General features: G+C 67.9%; 11 protein-coding genes. 10 read left to right on the forward strand and 1 reads right to left on the reverse strand.

Features of this window, described 5'->3' with window-relative positions:
- Nucleotides 1-132: 132 nt before the first annotated feature.
- The gene (locus WHX56_RS00005) at nt 133-1,548 is read right to left on the reverse strand and encodes a PLP-dependent aminotransferase family protein (RefSeq protein WP_338881855.1); all 1,416 of its coding nucleotides are present in this window, start codon (nt 1,546-1,548) and stop codon (nt 133-135) included.
- A 161-nt stretch (nt 1,549-1,709) separates the two neighbouring features.
- On the opposite strand from WHX56_RS00005, the gene WHX56_RS00010 reads away from it, so the two are divergent.
- The 10 genes from WHX56_RS00010 to WHX56_RS00055 all read left to right on the forward strand — a co-directional run bounded on the left by WHX56_RS00010 (nt 1,710) and on the right by WHX56_RS00055 (nt 16,581).
- The gene (locus tag WHX56_RS00010) at nt 1,710-3,032 is read left to right on the forward strand and encodes an aspartate aminotransferase family protein (RefSeq protein ID WP_338879855.1); all 1,323 of its coding nucleotides are present in this window, start codon (nt 1,710-1,712) and stop codon (nt 3,030-3,032) included.
- Nucleotides 3,029-4,522 carry a CoA-acylating methylmalonate-semialdehyde dehydrogenase gene (locus WHX56_RS00015; RefSeq protein WP_287755813.1) on the forward strand — a complete coding sequence of 498 codons (1,494 nt, stop codon included), beginning with the start codon at nt 3,029-3,031 and terminating at the stop codon, nt 4,520-4,522. Before WHX56_RS00010 ends, WHX56_RS00015 begins: the two co-directional genes overlap by 4 nt.
- A 199-nt stretch (nt 4,523-4,721) precedes the next feature.
- On the forward strand, nt 4,722-6,230 hold the full coding sequence (locus tag WHX56_RS00020; RefSeq protein WP_338879856.1) for a M81 family metallopeptidase: 1,509 nt from the start codon (nt 4,722-4,724) through the stop codon (nt 6,228-6,230).
- A gap of 80 nt (nt 6,231-6,310) precedes the next feature.
- Nucleotides 6,311-7,876, forward strand: a complete 1,566-nt coding sequence (locus WHX56_RS00025) for an ABC transporter substrate-binding protein (protein ID WP_287752795.1) — start codon at nt 6,311-6,313, stop codon at nt 7,874-7,876.
- 27 nt (nt 7,877-7,903) lie between these two features.
- Complete coding sequence (locus tag WHX56_RS00030) at nt 7,904-8,845, forward strand: ABC transporter permease (protein WP_129240006.1); 942 nt, start codon at nt 7,904-7,906, stop codon at nt 8,843-8,845.
- Between the two features lie 10 nt (nt 8,846-8,855).
- Complete coding sequence (locus WHX56_RS00035) at nt 8,856-9,746, forward strand: ABC transporter permease (RefSeq protein WP_129240007.1); 891 nt, start codon at nt 8,856-8,858, stop codon at nt 9,744-9,746.
- Nucleotides 9,747-9,751: 5 nt separating this feature from the next.
- A complete protein-coding gene (locus tag WHX56_RS00040) occupies nt 9,752-11,443 on the forward strand; it encodes an ABC transporter ATP-binding protein (protein WP_129240008.1) in 1,692 nt (563 codons plus the stop codon).
- Between the two features lie 27 nt (nt 11,444-11,470).
- Nucleotides 11,471-12,880 (forward strand): amidase, encoded by a 1,410-nt coding sequence (locus WHX56_RS00045; RefSeq protein WP_287752797.1) that lies wholly within the window; start codon nt 11,471-11,473, stop codon nt 12,878-12,880.
- A 30-nt stretch (nt 12,881-12,910) separates the two neighbouring features.
- A complete protein-coding gene (locus WHX56_RS00050) occupies nt 12,911-14,386 on the forward strand; it encodes a M81 family metallopeptidase (protein WP_338879857.1) in 1,476 nt (491 codons plus the stop codon).
- 230 nt (nt 14,387-14,616) lie between these two features.
- Nucleotides 14,617-16,581, forward strand: coding sequence for a DUF945 family protein (locus WHX56_RS00055; RefSeq protein ID WP_338879858.1), 1,965 nt, complete (start codon nt 14,617-14,619; stop codon nt 16,579-16,581).
- Nucleotides 16,582-16,601 lie beyond the last annotated feature (20 nt).

A 16,601-nucleotide genomic window follows, 5' to 3' on the forward strand; every position in this document is an offset into this window, starting at 1 on the left:
AGCGCGCGAAACCCATGCGGCCGCAATCGATTGTTTTCCGGCCGATGCCAGGCACAATCCGCCCACGGCCGCATGGGTTTCGCGCGCTGGATAGCAGTGTTCTAGCTTAAGAACTCTCGCGCTCCACCCATCCTACGCCCCCGCGTTGCGCATGAAGCGCCAGAGCTCCGGCGCTTCCGAATAGGCCACGTTGAAGCGTATCCAGGGCGTGTCGGCTTCGTCCGCCTCGAAATAGGAGCCGGGCGCCAGCCAGATGCCGTCCTTCAGCGCCAGCTCGGCCAGGCCGTTGGCGCCGCGTTCGCGCCATTGCCCGCCCACCTTGGCCCACAGGAACAGGCCGCCCTGCGGCCGCCCGTAGATCTCGAAGCCGTGCTGCGCCATCAGCCGGCCCACGCCGGCGTGGGCCTCGGCCAGCCGTTCGCGGGTGCGGGCGATGTGGGCCCGGTAGCGCCCTTCCCGGATGACCTGGTGCACGATGCGCTCCATGATCTCCGGCGAGGTCAGGCCCACCGCCATCTTGGTGCGCGCGATATCGCGGACGAGGTCGCGGTGCGCGACCACGTAGCCCACCCGCACCGACGGGCTGATGACCTTGGAATAGCCGCCCAGGTAGACCACGCGCCGCGCGCCGTCCAGCGCGGCCAGCATCGGCGTCACGCCGGGCGCCAGTTCGCGCGAGATGTCGTCCTCGATCACCCACAGCCCATGGCGCTCGGCCGCCTGCAGGATGCGGAACGCGTTGGCCATGCCGATGCTGGCGCCCGACGGATTCTGCAAGGCGGTATTGACGAACAGGGCACGAGGCCGGTGCCGGGCCACCGCGGCGTCCAGCGCGCCGCAATCCAGCCCGTCCACCGTGCGCGGCACGGCCACCGCCCGCAAGCCCGCCAACCGCAGCATCTGCAACAGGTTGGCGTAGGCCGGCTGTTCCACCACCACGGTGTCGCCCGGCCGCAGCAGCGTGCGGATCACCATGTCCAGTCCGTGGGTCACGCCCTGGGTCAGCAGCACCTGCGAGGCCTCGACCTCCATGCCCTGCGCGCCCAGGCTGGCCGCGATGGTCTCGCGCAGCGGCGCATAGCCGTAGGGATGCCCGTAGTTCGCGATGCGCATGGCCGGCACCCGCCCCATGTGGCGCAGGGCCATGTGCAGCCCTTCTTCGTTCAGCCATTCGCCCGGCAGCCAGCCGCAGCCGGATTTGATGGGAATGGAATGGTCCGCGAAGATGTCCGACAGCAGCCACCCGGCATTCAGGCGCGGCGGCTCCCAGGACAGCGGCTGGCGCGGGCGGGCCGGCGCGTCCGGCGTGGCGACGCGGTAGCCCGCGCCCGGCCGGGCCGCCAGCCAGCCCTGCGACACGAGCCGGCTGTAGGCGCTGGCCACGGTAAAGGTGCTGACGCCGTACTGGCGCGCGAACTCGCGCACCGAGGGCAGCGGCATGCCCGGGCGCAGCGTCTGCGCCTCGATGGCCTGGAGGATGGCGGCGACCAGTTGTTCGACCAGGGTCGGCCCCTGGCCCCGGGCGCGGTCGGGCTGGAAATCGATCACGGACATATCTGTACAGTTGTGCTGTTTACAACTATACAGTTAGCGGCATTTGCGTGGATCGTATATTTGCATTCCCTCCCGGACGCACCAGAATCGTCTGCATGCCGCTGGCTGCGCGATCGTCGCGCAGGCCCGGCGCCCGTCCCGACCCTGGAGCCGCCATGAACGCCCCCGCCTTGCCCGACCTGTCCCATCTCTGGATGCCTTTCACTGCCAACAAGCAGTTCAAGGCCCATCCGCGCATGCTGGCCACGGCCAAAGGCATGTACTACACCTCGGCCGACGGCCGCCAGGTGCTGGACGGCACCGCCGGCCTGTGGTGCGTCAACGCCGGCCACGGCCGCGAGGAAATCGTCGCCGCGATAGCCAACCAGGCGGGGACCATGGATTACGCGCCGGGCTTCCAACTGGGCCATCCGCTGGCCTTCGAAGCCGCCACGGCCGTGGCCGGCCTGATGCCGCAGGGGCTGGACCGCGTCTTCTTCACGAACTCGGGCTCCGAGTCCGTCGACACCTCGCTGAAGATCGCCCTGGCCTATCACCGCGCCCGCGGCGAGGGCCAGCGCACCCGCCTGATCGGCCGCGAGCGCGGCTACCACGGCGTGGGCTTCGGCGGCATCTCGGTCGGCGGCATCTCGGCCAACCGCAAGACCTTCTCCGGCGCGCTGCTGCCCGCCGTGGACCACCTGCCGCACACGCACAACCTGGAGCAGAACGCCTACTCCAAGGGCCAGCCCGCCTGGGGCGCCCAACTGGCCGACGAACTGGAGCGCATCATCGCCCTGCACGATGCCTCCACCATCGCCGCCGTGATCGTCGAGCCCATGGCCGGCTCGACCGGCGTGCTGATCCCGCCCAAGGGCTACCTGGAAAAGCTGCGCGAAATCACCTCCAAACACGGCATCCTGCTGATCTTCGACGAAGTCATCACCGCCTACGGCCGCCTGGGCGCCGCCACGGCCTCGGAATTCTTCGGCGTGACGCCGGACATCATCGCCATGGCCAAGGGCGTCAGCAACGCGGCCGTGCCCGCCGGCGCGGTCGCCGTCAAGCGCGAAGTGCACGACGCCATCGTCAACGGCCCCGCCGGCGGCATCGAATTCTTCCACGGCTACACCTATTCGGCGCACCCGCTCGCGGCCGCCGCCATCCTGGCCACCCTGGACATCTACCGCCGCGAAGACCTCTTCGGCCGCGCCCGCAAGCTGTCCGGCGCCTTCCAGGAAGCCGCCCACTCCCTGAAGGGCGCGCCCCACGTCATCGACGTGCGCAACCTGGGCCTGGTCAGCGGCATCGAGCTGGCCACGCGCGCCGGCGCGCCCGGCGCCCGCGCCGCGGAAGTCTTCCACAAGTGCTTCGACAGCGGCCTGATGGTGCGCTACACCGGCGACATCATCGCCGTCTCGCCCCCGCTGATCATCGACGAGGCCCAGATCGGACAGATTTTCGAACAGATCGGCAAGGTCCTGAAGGAAGTAGCATGAAGACGATCCCCCATTTCATCAACGGCCAGCGTTACGACGGCAGCGGCAACCGCTACGCGGAGGGCTTCAACCCCGCCACCGGCGAAGTCGCCTCCTCGATCCCGCTGGCGTCCAACGAGGACGTGGCGCTGGCCGTGGCCGCCGCCAAGGCCGCCTTTCCGGCCTGGTCCGAAACCCCCGCGCTCAAGCGCGCCCGCGTCCTGTTCAACTTCAAGGCGCTGCTGGACAAGCACCAGGACGAACTGGCCGAACTGATCACGCGCGAACACGGCAAGGTCTTCTCCGACGCCAAGGGCGAAGTCACCCGCGGCATCGAGATCGTCGAATTCGCCTGCGGCATCCCGCAGTTGCTCAAGGGTCAGTACTCCGACCAGATCGGCGGCGGCATCGACAACTGGAGCATGCGCCAGGCCCTGGGCGTCGTGGCAGGCATCACGCCGTTCAACTTCCCCATGATGGTGCCGTGCTGGATGTTCCCCGTGGCGATCGCCTGCGGCAACACCTTCGTGCTCAAGCCCTCCGAACGCGACCCGTCGGCTTCGCTGCGCCTGGCCGAACTGCTGACCGAGGCCGGCCTGCCCCCCGGCGTCTTCAACGTCGTGCACGGCGACAAGCAGGCCGTGGACGCGCTGATCGCGCACCCGGACGTCGAAGCCCTGTCCTTCGTGGGCTCGACGCCCATCGCCGAATACATCTACGCGGAAGGCACCCGCCGCGGCAAGCGCGTGCAGGCGCTGGGCGGCGCCAAGAACCACCTGGTCGTCATGCCCGACGCGGACCTCGAACAAGTCACCGACGCGCTGATGGGCGCGGCCTACGGTTCCGCGGGCGAGCGCTGCATGGCCATCTCGGTGGCCGTGGCGGTGGGCGGCGTGGCCGACAAGCTGATCGAGCGGCTGACCCCGCGCGTAAAGTCGCTGATCGTCAAGGACGGCATGCAGGCGGACGCCGAAATGGGCCCGCTGGTGACCGCGCAGCATCGCAACAAGGTCATGGGCTACATCGAGGACGGCATCGCCGCCGGGGCCGACCTGGTGGTGGACGGGCGCGGCCTGACGGTGTCCGGCAACGAGCGCGGCTTCTTCCTGGGCGGCACCTTGTTCGACAACGTCAAGCCGTCCATGAACATCTACCGCGAAGAAATCTTCGGCCCGGTGCTGTGCATCGTGCGCGTGCCGGACTTCGCCACGGCGGTGGACCTGATCAACGCCCACGAATTCGGCAACGGCGTGGCCTGCTTCACCTCCGACGGCGGCGTGGCGCGCGCCTTCGCCCGCCAGATCAAGGTGGGCATGGTCGGCATCAACGTGCCGATCCCCGTGCCCATGGCCTGGCATTCCTTCGGCGGCTGGAAGCGTTCGCTGTTCGGCGACCACCACGCCTACGGCGAAGAAGGCATCCGCTTCTATTCGCGCTACAAGAGCGTGATGCAGCGCTGGCCGGACAGCATCGCCAAGGGCGCGGAATTCACGATGCCAGTCGCTAAGTGAGGGTCCCCCCCCGAAGCGCTGCGCGCTTCCCCCCCAGGGGGGCGTCGCTGCGGACCGGCGGAGCCGGATCCGCGCGACCCGGCTGGGGGGAGGTCTTGCCGGGTTGGAGCGGTGTGCCTGCTTGTGAATGGCGGGTAGTGTGATGGGCGCGGGATGATTCCCGCGCCCTTTTACATTGGAACGACTGGGGAGGAATCCGATGCGCATCGGGATAGGCGGGTTTCAGCACGAGACCAATACGTTCGCGCCGTCGCGCGCCACGTGGGAGGACTTCGCCGAGAAAGGCGGGGGCTGGCCCAGGCTGGTCAGCGGACCGGCGATGTTCCAGGCGGTCGCGGGCGCCAACATTCCGGTGGCGGGCTTCATCGAGGCCATGGGACGGCACACGCTGCTGCCCACCACCTGGGCCGCGGCCAGCCCCTCGGGCCCGGTCACCCGGGACGCCTTCGAACGCATCAGCGCCATGATCCTGCAAGGCCTGGCCCAGGCCGCGCCGCTGGACGGCGTCTACCTGGACCTGCACGGCGCCATGGTGACCGAGCACCTGGACGACGGCGAAGGCGAATTGCTCAGGCGCGTGCGCGAACAGGTGGGCCCGGACGTGCCGGTCGTGGCCAGCCTGGACCTGCATGCCAACGTCACACGCGCCATGGTGCGCCACGCCGACGCGCTGGTCTGCTATCGGACCTATCCCCACATCGACATGGCCGAAACCGGGCAGCGCGCCGCGGAACTGCTGCAACGGCGGCTGGCGGGCATGCCGCGGCCCTGCGTGGCGCTGCGCTCCCTGCCCTATCTGATCTCCCTGTGCTGGCAGTCCACCGACATCGAACCCTCGCGCAGTCTGTACCGGCTGGTCGGCGACATCGAAGCGCGCGGCGGCGCCAGCCTGTCCTTCGCCACGGGTTTTCCCGCGGCGGACTTCCCCGAATGCGCGCCCACGGTGTGGGCCTACGGCGCCACCCAGGCCGAGGCCGACGCCGCGGCCGACGAAATGACGCGCGCCGTGATCGATGCGGAACGCGACTTCGGCGGCCGGCTCTACACGCCGGACGAAGCCGTGCAGGAAGCCCTGCGGCTGGCGCGGAACGCCAGCAAGCCCGTAGTCATCGCCGATGCGCAGGACAACCCCGGCGCGGGCGGCAGTTCGGACACCACCGGCTTGCTGCGCGCCCTGATCCGGCACGATGCGCGCGATGCCGCCATCGGCCTGATCGTCGATCCGGCGGCCGCGCTGGCCGCCCACCGCGCGGGCGCGGGCAAGAAAGTTCGAATTGCATTGGGTGGACATTCGGGTATTCCCGACGACGAACCGCTGGACACCGAATTCATTGTCGAGAAAACTTCGGATGGGCGTTTCGATACGCACGGCGCGTTCTACCGCGGATTCCACATGGACCTGGGCCCCAGCGCCTGCCTGCGCATCGGCGGAGTGCGCATCATCGTCGCCTCCAACAAGGTGCAGATGGCCGACCAGGAAATGTTCCGTTTCGCAGGCGTGGAACCGCGCCGCGCGGCGATCCTGGCGGTCAAGAGTTCCGCGCACTTCCGCGCGGATTTTTCCCCCATCGCGCAGACGATCCTGGTGTGCGCGGCCCCCGGTTCCATGCTGATGGATGCGGCAAAACAACCATGGACACGGTTGCGCCCGGGCATCAGAATGGCGCCTTGCGGACCGGTCTTTCCCGGCCGGTCGGCTACTGCCTGAACCTCGCGCGCCGCGACTCGCGGCGGGTTAACGACGCAGCGGCGCATCGCGCCGCTCACTACGCACCAAGGGGAAGATTCATGCTGAAGTTCGTCCGAGCCGCCGCGTTGGCCGGCGCCACCCTCATGATGGCCCACGGCGCCTACGCCGAGACCGTCATCAAGACGGTGATGCACTCGCCTCTGCGCCTGACCGATCCGCACGCCACCACCGCGTACATCACGACGTGGCACGGCTACATGATCTACGACACCCTTCTGGCCACCGACGCCGACAACAAGATCCAGCCGCAGATGCTCGAAAAATGGGAAGTCTCGCCCGACGGCAAGACCTACACCATGACGCTGCGCGACGGCCAGAAATGGCATGACGGCAAGCCCGTTACCTCGGAAGACTGCGTGGCCTCGATCAAGCGCTGGGCCGCCGGCGACGGCATGGGCCGCACGCTGCTGAAGTTCACCGACAAAATCGAAGTCATCGACGACAAGAACTTCCGCATCGTCATGAAAGAGCCCACCGACCTGGCGCTGCGCGCCCTGTCCAAGCCCACCGGCACCGCGCCGTTCATGATGCCCAAGCGCATCGCGGACCTGGCCATCGGCCAGCCCATCACCGACATGACCGGTTCGGGCCCGTTCAAGGTCACCGAGTTCAAGCCGGGCGTGAAGACGGTCTACGTCAAGAACGCCGACTACGTGCCGCGCAAGGAGCCCGCGAGCGGCCTGGCCGGCGGCAAGGTCGTCAATGTGGACAAGGTCGAATGGGACGTCATGCCCGACGCCCTGACCACCGCCAATGCGCTGCTGGGCGGCGAGATCGACTTCGTCGAACAGTTCCCGTACGACCTGCTGCCGATGATCGAAGGCAACAAGGACCTGAAGGAAGAGTCGCTCAGCCCGGTCGGCTACTTCACGATGTACCGCTTCAACTTCAAGTACCCGCCCTTCAACAACAAGAAGATCCGCCAGGCCGCGATGTACGCGATCGGCCAGGAGGACGTAATGAAGGCGCTGGTCGGCAATCCCAAGTACTGGAAGACGTGCGCGTCGCTGTGGGGCTGCGGCACGCCGCTGGAAACCGACATCGGCAAGGACGTGGTCGTCCCGTCCAACATCGACAAGGCGAAGGCCCTCCTGAAGGAAGCGGGCTACGACAACACGCCCATCCTGGTCATGCACGCGACCGACGTGGGCACGCTGTCGGCGCAGCCGGTCGTGATGGCGCAGGCGCTGCGCAAGGCCGGATTCAACGTCAACCTGGCGGCGATGGACTGGCAGAGCGTGGCCACGCGCCGCGCCTCGAAGGCCGCGCCCGCGGAAGGCGGCTGGAACATCCACAACACCAACTGGTACGCCACGGACGTGATGGATCCGGTCCGCTCCGCGCCGGCCGCCGCCAACGGCGACAACGCCTGGTTCGGCTGGCCCGACTTCCCGCAGATCGAGGAACTGCGCACGAAGATGGCGCTGACCTCCGACCCCGCGGAACAGAAGAAGATCGCCGAGGAAGTGCAGCGCATCGGCATCGACGAGGGCCTGTACGTGCCGCTGGGCCAGATGTCGGTGCCCACGGTCTACTCGACCAAGCTCTCGGGCCTGGTGCACGCGCCGGTCTTCGCGTTCTGGAACGTCAAGAAAGCCCCTTGACGGGCACAAGCAGTTAGGGGGAATTACATGCTGGCATTTGTCTCACGCCGGCTCCTCGCGACCATCCCCGTTCTGGTGATGGTCGCGGTGGTGGTCTTCGCGATATTGCGTTTCAGCCCGGGGGATCCGGCCATCATCATGGCGGGCGACGGCGCCACGCCCGAACGTATCGAACAGATACGGCAGACGATGGGCCTGGACCAGCCGGTCATCAAACAGTTCTTCATCTGGGGCGGCAAGCTCCTGCAAGGCGACCTGGGCACCTCGCTGATGTCCGGCGTGCCCGTCACGAAACTGATCGGCCAGCGGCTGGAGCCTTCGTTGGGCCTGGCCGTCCTGACCCTGGTCTTCACCCTGCTCGTCGCCATCCCGCTGGGCATTCTCGCGGCATGGCGCCAGGGCAGGCTGCTGGACCGCGCGGTGATGGGCTTTTCGGTGCTGGGCTTCTCGGTGCCCGTGTTCGTCACGGGCTACCTGCTCATCTGGCTATTCGCCATCAAGCTGGGCTGGTTCAACGTGCAGGGCTACGCGCCGCTGGCCAACGGCTTCTGGCCGTTCCTGCACCGGCTCATCCTGCCGTCCCTGGCCCTGTCCACGGTCTATGTCGCGCTGATCGCGCGCATCACGCGCACCAGCGTGATCGAAGTCATGGGGGAAGACTTCATCCGCACCGCCCGCTCCAAGGGCCTGGGCGAAACCGGCGTCCTGCTGGGACACGCCCTGCGCAACGCCGCCGTGCCCATCGCCACCGTCGTGGGCCTGGGCATCGCGCTGCTGATCAGCGGCGTCGTCGTGACCGAATCGGTCTTCAACATCCCCGGCCTGGGCCGGCTGGTGGTGGAAGCCGTGCTGGCCCGCGACTATCCGGTCATCCAGGGCCTGACGCTGTTCTTCGCGTTCGTCTACGTGTTCATCAATCTGGTTGTCGATTGCGCCTACACGGTGTTCGACCCGCGGATCAGATACTAGGGGCCGACCCATGCAAACGCCAACCGACGCCGCCGACCTCCCCGGAGGCGGCAACCCCCAAGTCACGGCCTGGCGGCAAATCCGCCAGGGGCTCAAGAGCTGGCCGGTCATGCTGGCGCTGGCGGTGCTGGCGGCGATCGTCGTCGTCGCGCTGTTCGCGCCCCTGCTGGGCACCGTCGATCCCACCTTCATCGATCCCGGCGCCCGCCTGAAGCAGCCCTTCACCGACTACCTGTTCGGCACGGATGCCTTCGGCCGCGACGTCTGGTCGCGCGTGGCCTACGGCGCCCGCGTGTCGCTCATCGCGGGGCTGGGCGCGGCGGTCGTCAGCGTCGCCATCGGGCTGGTCGTCGGCGTGATCGCGGGCTGGTTCCGCTCGCTGGACGGCCTGATCATGCGCACCATGGACGCCATCATGGCGATCCCCGGCATCCTGCTGGCGATCGCCCTGGTGTCCGTCACCGGCGCCAGCCTCACGACCGTGCTGGTGGCCATCACCATCCCGGAAATCCCGCGCGTGGTCCGGCTGGTGCGCGGCCAGATCCTGACCGTGCGCGGCGAGCCCTACGTCGAAGCGGCGCTGGCCCTGGGCACGCCGCTGCCGCTGCTGCTGTGGCGCCACATGGTGCCCAGCACGATCGCGCCGCTGACCGTGCAGGGCACCTATGTCTTCGCGTCCGCCATGCTGACCGAAGCCATCCTCAGCTTCCTGGGCGCGGGCATTCCTCCCGAGATCGCCTCCTGGGGCAACATCATGTCCGAAGGCCGCATGTATTTCCGCATGCTGCCCGGGCTGATTCTCTTTCCCGGCCTGTTCCTGTCGCTGACCGTGCTCAGCGTGAACATCCTGGGAGACGCCCTGCGCGACGCGCTGGACCCCAAAATGGTGCGCAGGATCTGATGCCGATGACTTACTCTCCCACTCCTCCCGCGGGCGACACCTCGTCCGCCATCCTGGCCATCCGCAACCTGTCGGTGGAAGTGGCCGGCCCGGGCAACCGCGTCGTGCGCAACCTCAGCCTGGACGTGCATGCCGGCGAAACGGTATGCGTCGTCGGGGAATCCGGCTCGGGCAAGTCCGTCACGTCCCTGGCCGTCATGGGCCTGCTGCCGCCGGGCGTGCTGGCCGTCAGCGCCGGCTCGATCCGCGTGGAAGGCGAAGACGTGGTCACCGCCACGCAGCGCCGCCTGCGCGAAATGCGGGCCACCCGCATGGCGATGGTGTTCCAGGAGCCCATGACCGCGCTGAATCCCGTGCACACGGTGGGCAAGCAGGTCGACGAAGTGCTGCGCCTGCACCGCAAGAAGATGTCGGCCGCGGAGCGCCGCGCCAAGGTGCTGGACATGTTCCGGTCCGTGCACCTGCCGGACGTCGAGCGCATCTTCGACTCCTATCCGCACCAGCTCTCGGGCGGTCAGCGCCAGCGCATCGTCATCGCGATGGCCCTGATCCTCGAACCCAAGCTGCTCATCGCCGACGAGCCCACCACCGCGCTGGACGTCACCACGCAGAAGCAGATCCTGGCGCTCATCAAGGAACTCCAGGTCAAGCACCGGACCGCGGTGCTGTTCATCACCCACGACTTCGGCGTCGTGGCCGAGATCTCCGACCGCATCGTCGTGATGAACCGCGGCGACCTGGTCGAAAGCGGCACCCGCAACGAGATCCTGGCCGAGCCCAAGCAGTCCTACACCCGGCGCCTGGTGTCTTCGGTGCCCAGCCTGGTGCCGTCGCGCCGCGAGGCGCCCGCCGGCATGCCGGTGCTGCACGTCAAGGGACTGGGCCGCACCTACGCCGGCAAGGGCTCGCTGCTGTCGCGCCAGGCCGCGCACAACATCATCGCGGCCGCCGACGTGAACCTGACCCTGCGCCGCGGCGAGATCCTGGGCATCGTGGGCGAATCCGGCTCGGGCAAGTCCACCGTGGCGCGCTGCATCGTGCGCCTGATCGAACCCACCGCTGGCCACATGATGATGGGCGGCGAAGACCTCAGCACCCTGTCCGGCTCGGCGCTGCGTCCCGTGCGCCGCCGGATCCAGATCGTGTTCCAGGACCCCTACCGCTCGCTGAACCCGCGCCGCACCGTGGGCGAATCCATTATCGAGGGCCTGCTCAACTTCGGCGTGCCGCGCGAAAAGGCCTTGAAACGCGCCGGCGAAACCCTGGCCGTGGTGGGCCTGAGCCCGGACGCGATGCGCCGCTACCCGCACCAGTTCTCCGGCGGCCAGCGCCAGCGCATCTGCATCGCGCGCGCGCTGGTCATGGATCCGGAGATCCTGGTGGCCGACGAGGCCGTGTCGGCGCTGGACGTATCGGTGCAGGCGCAGGTGCTGGAACTGCTGGAACAGGTGCGCCAGCGCACCGGCGTGGGCGTGCTGTTCATCACGCACGACCTGCGCGTGGCCGCGCAGATCTGCGACACCATCATGGTCATGCAGCGCGGCAAGGTGGTCGAAACGGGCTCCGCCGAAACCGTGCTGACCGAGCCGCGCCACGAGTACACCCGCGCCCTGATCGACGCGGCGCCCGGACGGGACTGGGATTTCCGCAACTTCCGGCCCCTCTCGGCCGGCCTGGCGTCCGCCCCCGCGCAATGACGCAACGACCTGCATACAGGAACCGAAATGCCGCAACCGCATGAACTGTCCGCCGTCGAGCTGCTTCAGGCATACCGCGACAAGACCCTGTCGCCCGTCGAAGCCACCCGCTCCGTGCTGGAGCACATCGCGCGCTGGGAACCGCAGTTGAAGGCCACCTATGCGCTGGACCCGGAAGGCGCGCTGGCGATGGCCCGCGCCTCCGAGGCCCGCTGGATGAAGGGCGAACCCCTGTCGGCCGGGGGTCACACGCTGGACGGCGTGCCGTCCACCATCAAGGAAAACATCGCCACTCGCGGCGTGCCCGTGCCGCTGGGCACGGCGGCGACCGACCTGACGCCCGCCGCCGCGGACGCGCCGCCCGCCGCCCGCATGCGCGAGGCGGGCGCCGTGCTGCTGGGCAAGACCACCATGCCCGACTACGGCATGCTGTCGTCCGGCCTGTCCAGCTTCCACGAATTGACGCGCAACCCCTGGGACCTGTCCAAGAACCCGGGCGGCTCCAGCGCCGGCGCGGGCGCCGCGGCCGCGGCGGGCTACGGCCCCCTGCACATCGGCACCGACATCGGCGGTTCGGTGCGGCTGCCGGCGGCGTGGTGCGGCATCGCCACCCTCAAGCCCAGCCTGGGCCGCATTCCCATCGACCCGCCGTTCATGGGCCGCTGCGCCGGCCCCATGACCCGCACGGTCGCCGACGCCGCGCTCATGATGGGCGTGCTGTCGCAGCCCGATGCGCGCGACCACATGAGCCTGCCCTTCCAGGACTTCGACTGGCTGGACCTGGAGCGCGACGTGCGCGGCCTGCGCATCGGCCTGTTGCTGGACGCGGGCTGCGGCCTGCCCGTGGATCCCGAGATCCTCGAAGCGGTGGAAGCCGCGGCGCGCGCCTTCGAGGCCGCGGGCGCCATCGTGACGCCCATGCAGCCCTGGATGACCCCGGACATGCTGGACGGCGTGGACCGCTTCTGGCGCACCCGCTCGGCGCTGGACCTGGCCGCCCTGCCCGAAGCGCGCCGCGCCAAGATCCTGCCCTTCATCCGGGCCTGGGCGGAAAGCGGCGGCGGCCAATCCGGCGAGGCCGTGTTCCGCAGCTACTACGAAACCGTGAACGTGCGCGCCAGGACGGTCGCGGCCTGCGCGCCGTACGACTACGTGCTGTCGCCGGTCGCCCCGGTGGTCGCCTACAACGCGGAATGGCCGTCGCCCACCAACGAGCTTGCGACCACGATGCACCACATCGGCTTCACCCTGCCTTTCAACATGAGCGAGCAGCCCGCCGCCTCCGTCAACTGCGGCTACACGAAGGCGGGCCTGCCCATCGGCCTGCAGATCGCCGGCCCGCGCTTCGACGACCTGGGCGTGCTGCGGATCGCGCGCGCCTGGGAACGGATGCGCCCCGCGCAACACCCCTGGCCCCAGCCTCCCAAGGCGGCCTGACCCTTCCACGGCAAACCCACAGGAACCCCCATGCGCTGGCTTCTGGCAATGATCAAGCACGAGACGAACACGTTTTCGCCCGTGCCGACCCCGCTCGAACGTTTCTTCCGCGGCAATCCCGAAATCCTGGCCGGCGATCGCGCCATCAAGGCCTACGAGAACACCGACAGCGGCCTGGGCGGCTACATCGAGGTGGCGCGCCGCGAGGGCGCCGAGATGGTCGTGCCCGTGGCGGCGGAGTCCTGGCCCAGCGGCCCGGCCAGCGCCGAAACGCATGAGCGGCTGTGCGGGCTGGTCCTGGACGAGGTCAAGCGCGGCGGCTTCGACGCCATCCTGCTGGACCTGCACGGCGCCATGGTGGCGCAGGGCGTGGACGACGCCGAAGGCGACCTGCTGCGCCGCCTGCGCGAGATCGACCCCGCGACACCCGTGGCGGTCACGCTGGACATGCACGCCAACATCTACGACGACATCGTCAAGAACGCCACCGTCATCAGCGGCTTCCACACCTATCCGCACGTGGACATCCGCGAATCGGGCGTGCGCGCCGCGAACGTGATCGTGCGCACCCTGAAGGGCGAGATCAAGCCCGTCATGGCCTGGGCCAACAAGCCCATGCTGCCCCACATCATGTGCCAGGGCACCCATGCCGCGCCCAACAAGCCCCTGCAGGAACGCTGCAAGGAACTGGAAGCCGGCGGCGTGCTGGCCGCCTCGGTCTTCGTGGGCTTTCCCCACGCCGACATCCGCGAAGCCGGCCTGAGCGCCGTCGTCTGTACGGACGGCAAGCTGGCCGAAGCCGAACAGTACCGCGACGAACTGCTGGACCGCGCCTGGACGGGCCGCGCCGACTGGGTGTTCCACCCGCAGCCGCTGGCGCCCACCATCGCGCGCGCCAAGGCCATCGAGCAAGGCCCCGTCGTGCTGCTGGACCACTACGACAACACGGGATCGGGCGGCACCATGGACACCACCGCCGTCCTGGCCGAAGTGCTGCGCCAGGAACTGGACAATGTCGTCTTCTATGCGATCTGCGACCCGCAGGCCGCGCAGGAAGCGGCCACCGCCGGCGTGGGCCGGACCGTCACGCTCAAGCTGGGCGGCAAGATGGCCATGCCCGCCATCAAAGAGCCGAGCGAGCCGCTGGAAGTCACCGGCCGCGTCAAGCTGGCGTTCGACGGCGTCTACCTGAACCGCGGCCCCATGTACCGCGGCGTGCGCAACGACACCGGGCTGACCGTCGTGATCGACACGGGCCGCGTCGAAATCGTGGTGGTGTCGCGCCACCAGGAACCCTTCGACGTCAATTGCCTGCTGTCGGCCGGCATTGACCCGCTGCAAAAACGCTATGTGGTACTGAAGAGCCGGGTGCATTGGCGCGCGGGCTTCTCCGGCATGGCGACGGAAGTCATCGAATGCACGGGCGTGGGAGTCACCACCTCCGATTACGGCCAGCTCGAATTCAAGAACGTTCGCCGCCCGGTCTATCCGCTGGATCCGCTGTAGGCACGCGCCCTTCTCCGGGAAAAAGCCGGCGCAAATGCGTCGGCTTTCATTTTGACATTTTCTGTAACTGCACGCACGGCCGGGGGGCCTGCCGCCTCGGTATACTCGCCGCGGGCCTTACAGGCCGATGAATGCGCGTATCCCGATGACGGCCGCCCCCAGGGCGTCCCGCGGCAGAAGCCGCCGCGGCCACCGGATATGACTCGATAATCAACGACACGAACAAAACGATGAAAAAGAGCGTAGCGATCACCCTCGGCGTGGTCATAGTGGGAGCAGGAAGCTGGGTAGGCGCCACGTGGTACACCGGCAAGCGCATCGAGGAAAGCGCGCAGCGCCACCTGGCCGAGGCCAACGAGAAACTGGCCAAGATCACGCCGCTGTTCGGCCTGCGCATCGACCAGCTCAAATACGAGCGGAGCCTGTTCTCGACCCAGGCGCGCTACGGCCTGTCCTTCGTCAAGAGCGACAACACCCCCGACGGCATGCCCGCGGGCATGGTCGAATTCGACGCCTCCATCGAGCACGGCCCCTTCCCCAAGAGCGCCCTGGCGCGCGGCGCGATCGCGCCCAAGCTGGCCTTCGTCCACACCGAGATCGCCAAGACGGACAACGTCAAGGAACTGTTCGAACTGACCAAGGACGTGGCCCCGCTATCTGGCGACGCCGTCGTCAGCTACAGCGGCTTCGCCACTTCCACCACCAGGATCGCCCCGGTGAAGGTCGCGCATGAGGGCAATGCGGTCGACTTCAGCGGCATGACGGTCAACGGCACGTTCGACCGCGGCCTGCAGGCCGTCACGGCGCACGCCCTGATGGAGACGCTGTCGGTGGACGGCGCGAAGTCGAACGACCCCATCAAGATGACGATGTCCGGCCTGACGATGGACGTCAACAGCCGGATGGGCAAGTTCGGCCTGTCCATCGGCGACTCGAACATCAAGATCAAGCGCATCGACGTCACCAAGCCGGACGCCGACGTCAAGGTCTCGCTGGACAACCTGGGCTACGGCGTCAAGCTGGGCGAAGACGACAAGACCATCAACGCCGAAGCCACCTACCAGACCGGCGACATCACCCTGAACGACGTGGCGCTGGGCAACGGCCAGGCCGTCGTCAAGCTGGCGAAGCTGGACGGCAGCGCCGTCAAGCAACTGTCCGACACCTACAACCAGATCGTGCGCCAGTACATGATGGGCGCCAGCGACGAAGGCCTGAAGGACGAACAGTTCGACGCGCTGCTGGACAACGCCGGCAAGCTGCTCAACGGCAATCCGTCGTTCAGCATCGATCCGATCAGTTGGAAGACCGCCAAGGGCGAAAGCAAGCTGACCTTCGCGCTGGACCTGGCCAATCCGCCCAACGTGAAGGATCTGACGCCCCAGGAAATCGCGGTCAAGGCCATCAAGCAGATCGACGCCACCCTGGTCATCTCCAAGCCCATGGTCCGCGACCTGATGGTGCAGTACGCCATGAAGAAGGAAGGCGTGGACGCCGAGAAGGCCGGCACCGAAGCCGACGAACAGATGCGCTCGCTGTCCGGCATGGCCGAAATGCTCAATGTCGGCAAGAACGATGGCGACAACATCGTCGGCAAGTTCCACTTCGCCGACGGCATGGGCGACCTGAACGGCACGAAGATCCCGGCCGAAGAACTGTTCGCCGGCCTGCTGGGCGCGACCGGCCTGGACAGCATGGACGGCATGGATGGCGAGGACGAACCCGAAGGCATGGACCCGGACCAGGAAGAGCCTGCCGCGACCGCGGCTTCCGCCGACCTGATGCAGGACTTCGACCTCGACACCGTCAACGCCATGCTGACGGACATGTCGTACGCCCCTCGCAAGGAAGACGGCGAAGCGGGCCCCGTGCTGATCCTGGAACCCGCCAACACGGGCGCCAGCGACCTGCGCGTCGAGCTTCTGTGCAACGACTTCACCGAAAAGTGCCATGACCTCGTGCTGACGGCCACCTACAGCGGCAAGAAGCCGATGTCGCTCAAGGCCATCAACGCCTGGAACCAGGAATACCGCTGGACGCGCGCCTACCTGGACGACAAGAACCAGGCCGTGCTGCAGATGGACATGAATTCGGAAGGCGGTATCGGCAAGGAAAACCTGCAGATCCTGCTGAACACGTTCTTCAGCATCGCGGAAGACTTCTCCGCCGCCAGCAAGGCCGCGCCGGCGAAGTAACTCCCGGCAAGGCGCAAGGC

Source organism: Achromobacter veterisilvae (assembly GCF_037619525.1).
Classification (GTDB): Bacteria; Pseudomonadota; Gammaproteobacteria; order Burkholderiales; family Burkholderiaceae_B; genus Achromobacter; species Achromobacter veterisilvae.

Bases quoted from the DNA above. Each gene is read 5' to 3' on its own strand.
- WHX56_RS00030 (WP_129240006.1), top strand. From the start codon at position 7,904: ATGCTGGCATTTGTCTCACGCCGGCTCCTCGCGACCATCCCCGTTCTG.
- WHX56_RS00045 (WP_287752797.1), top strand. From the start codon at position 11,471: ATGCCGCAACCGCATGAACTGTCCGCCGTCGAGCTGCTTCAGGCATAC.
- WHX56_RS00035 (WP_129240007.1), top strand. From the start codon at position 8,856: ATGCAAACGCCAACCGACGCCGCCGACCTCCCCGGAGGCGGCAACCCC.
- WHX56_RS00040 (WP_129240008.1), top strand. From the start codon at position 9,752: ATGACTTACTCTCCCACTCCTCCCGCGGGCGACACCTCGTCCGCCATC.
- WHX56_RS00050 (WP_338879857.1), top strand. From the start codon at position 12,911: ATGCGCTGGCTTCTGGCAATGATCAAGCACGAGACGAACACGTTTTCG.
- WHX56_RS00015 (WP_287755813.1), top strand. From the start codon at position 3,029: ATGAAGACGATCCCCCATTTCATCAACGGCCAGCGTTACGACGGCAGC.
- WHX56_RS00010 (WP_338879855.1), top strand. From the start codon at position 1,710: ATGAACGCCCCCGCCTTGCCCGACCTGTCCCATCTCTGGATGCCTTTC.
- WHX56_RS00025 (WP_287752795.1), top strand. From the start codon at position 6,311: ATGCTGAAGTTCGTCCGAGCCGCCGCGTTGGCCGGCGCCACCCTCATG.
- WHX56_RS00055 (WP_338879858.1), top strand. From the start codon at position 14,617: ATGAAAAAGAGCGTAGCGATCACCCTCGGCGTGGTCATAGTGGGAGCA.
- WHX56_RS00020 (WP_338879856.1), top strand. From the start codon at position 4,722: ATGCGCATCGGGATAGGCGGGTTTCAGCACGAGACCAATACGTTCGCG.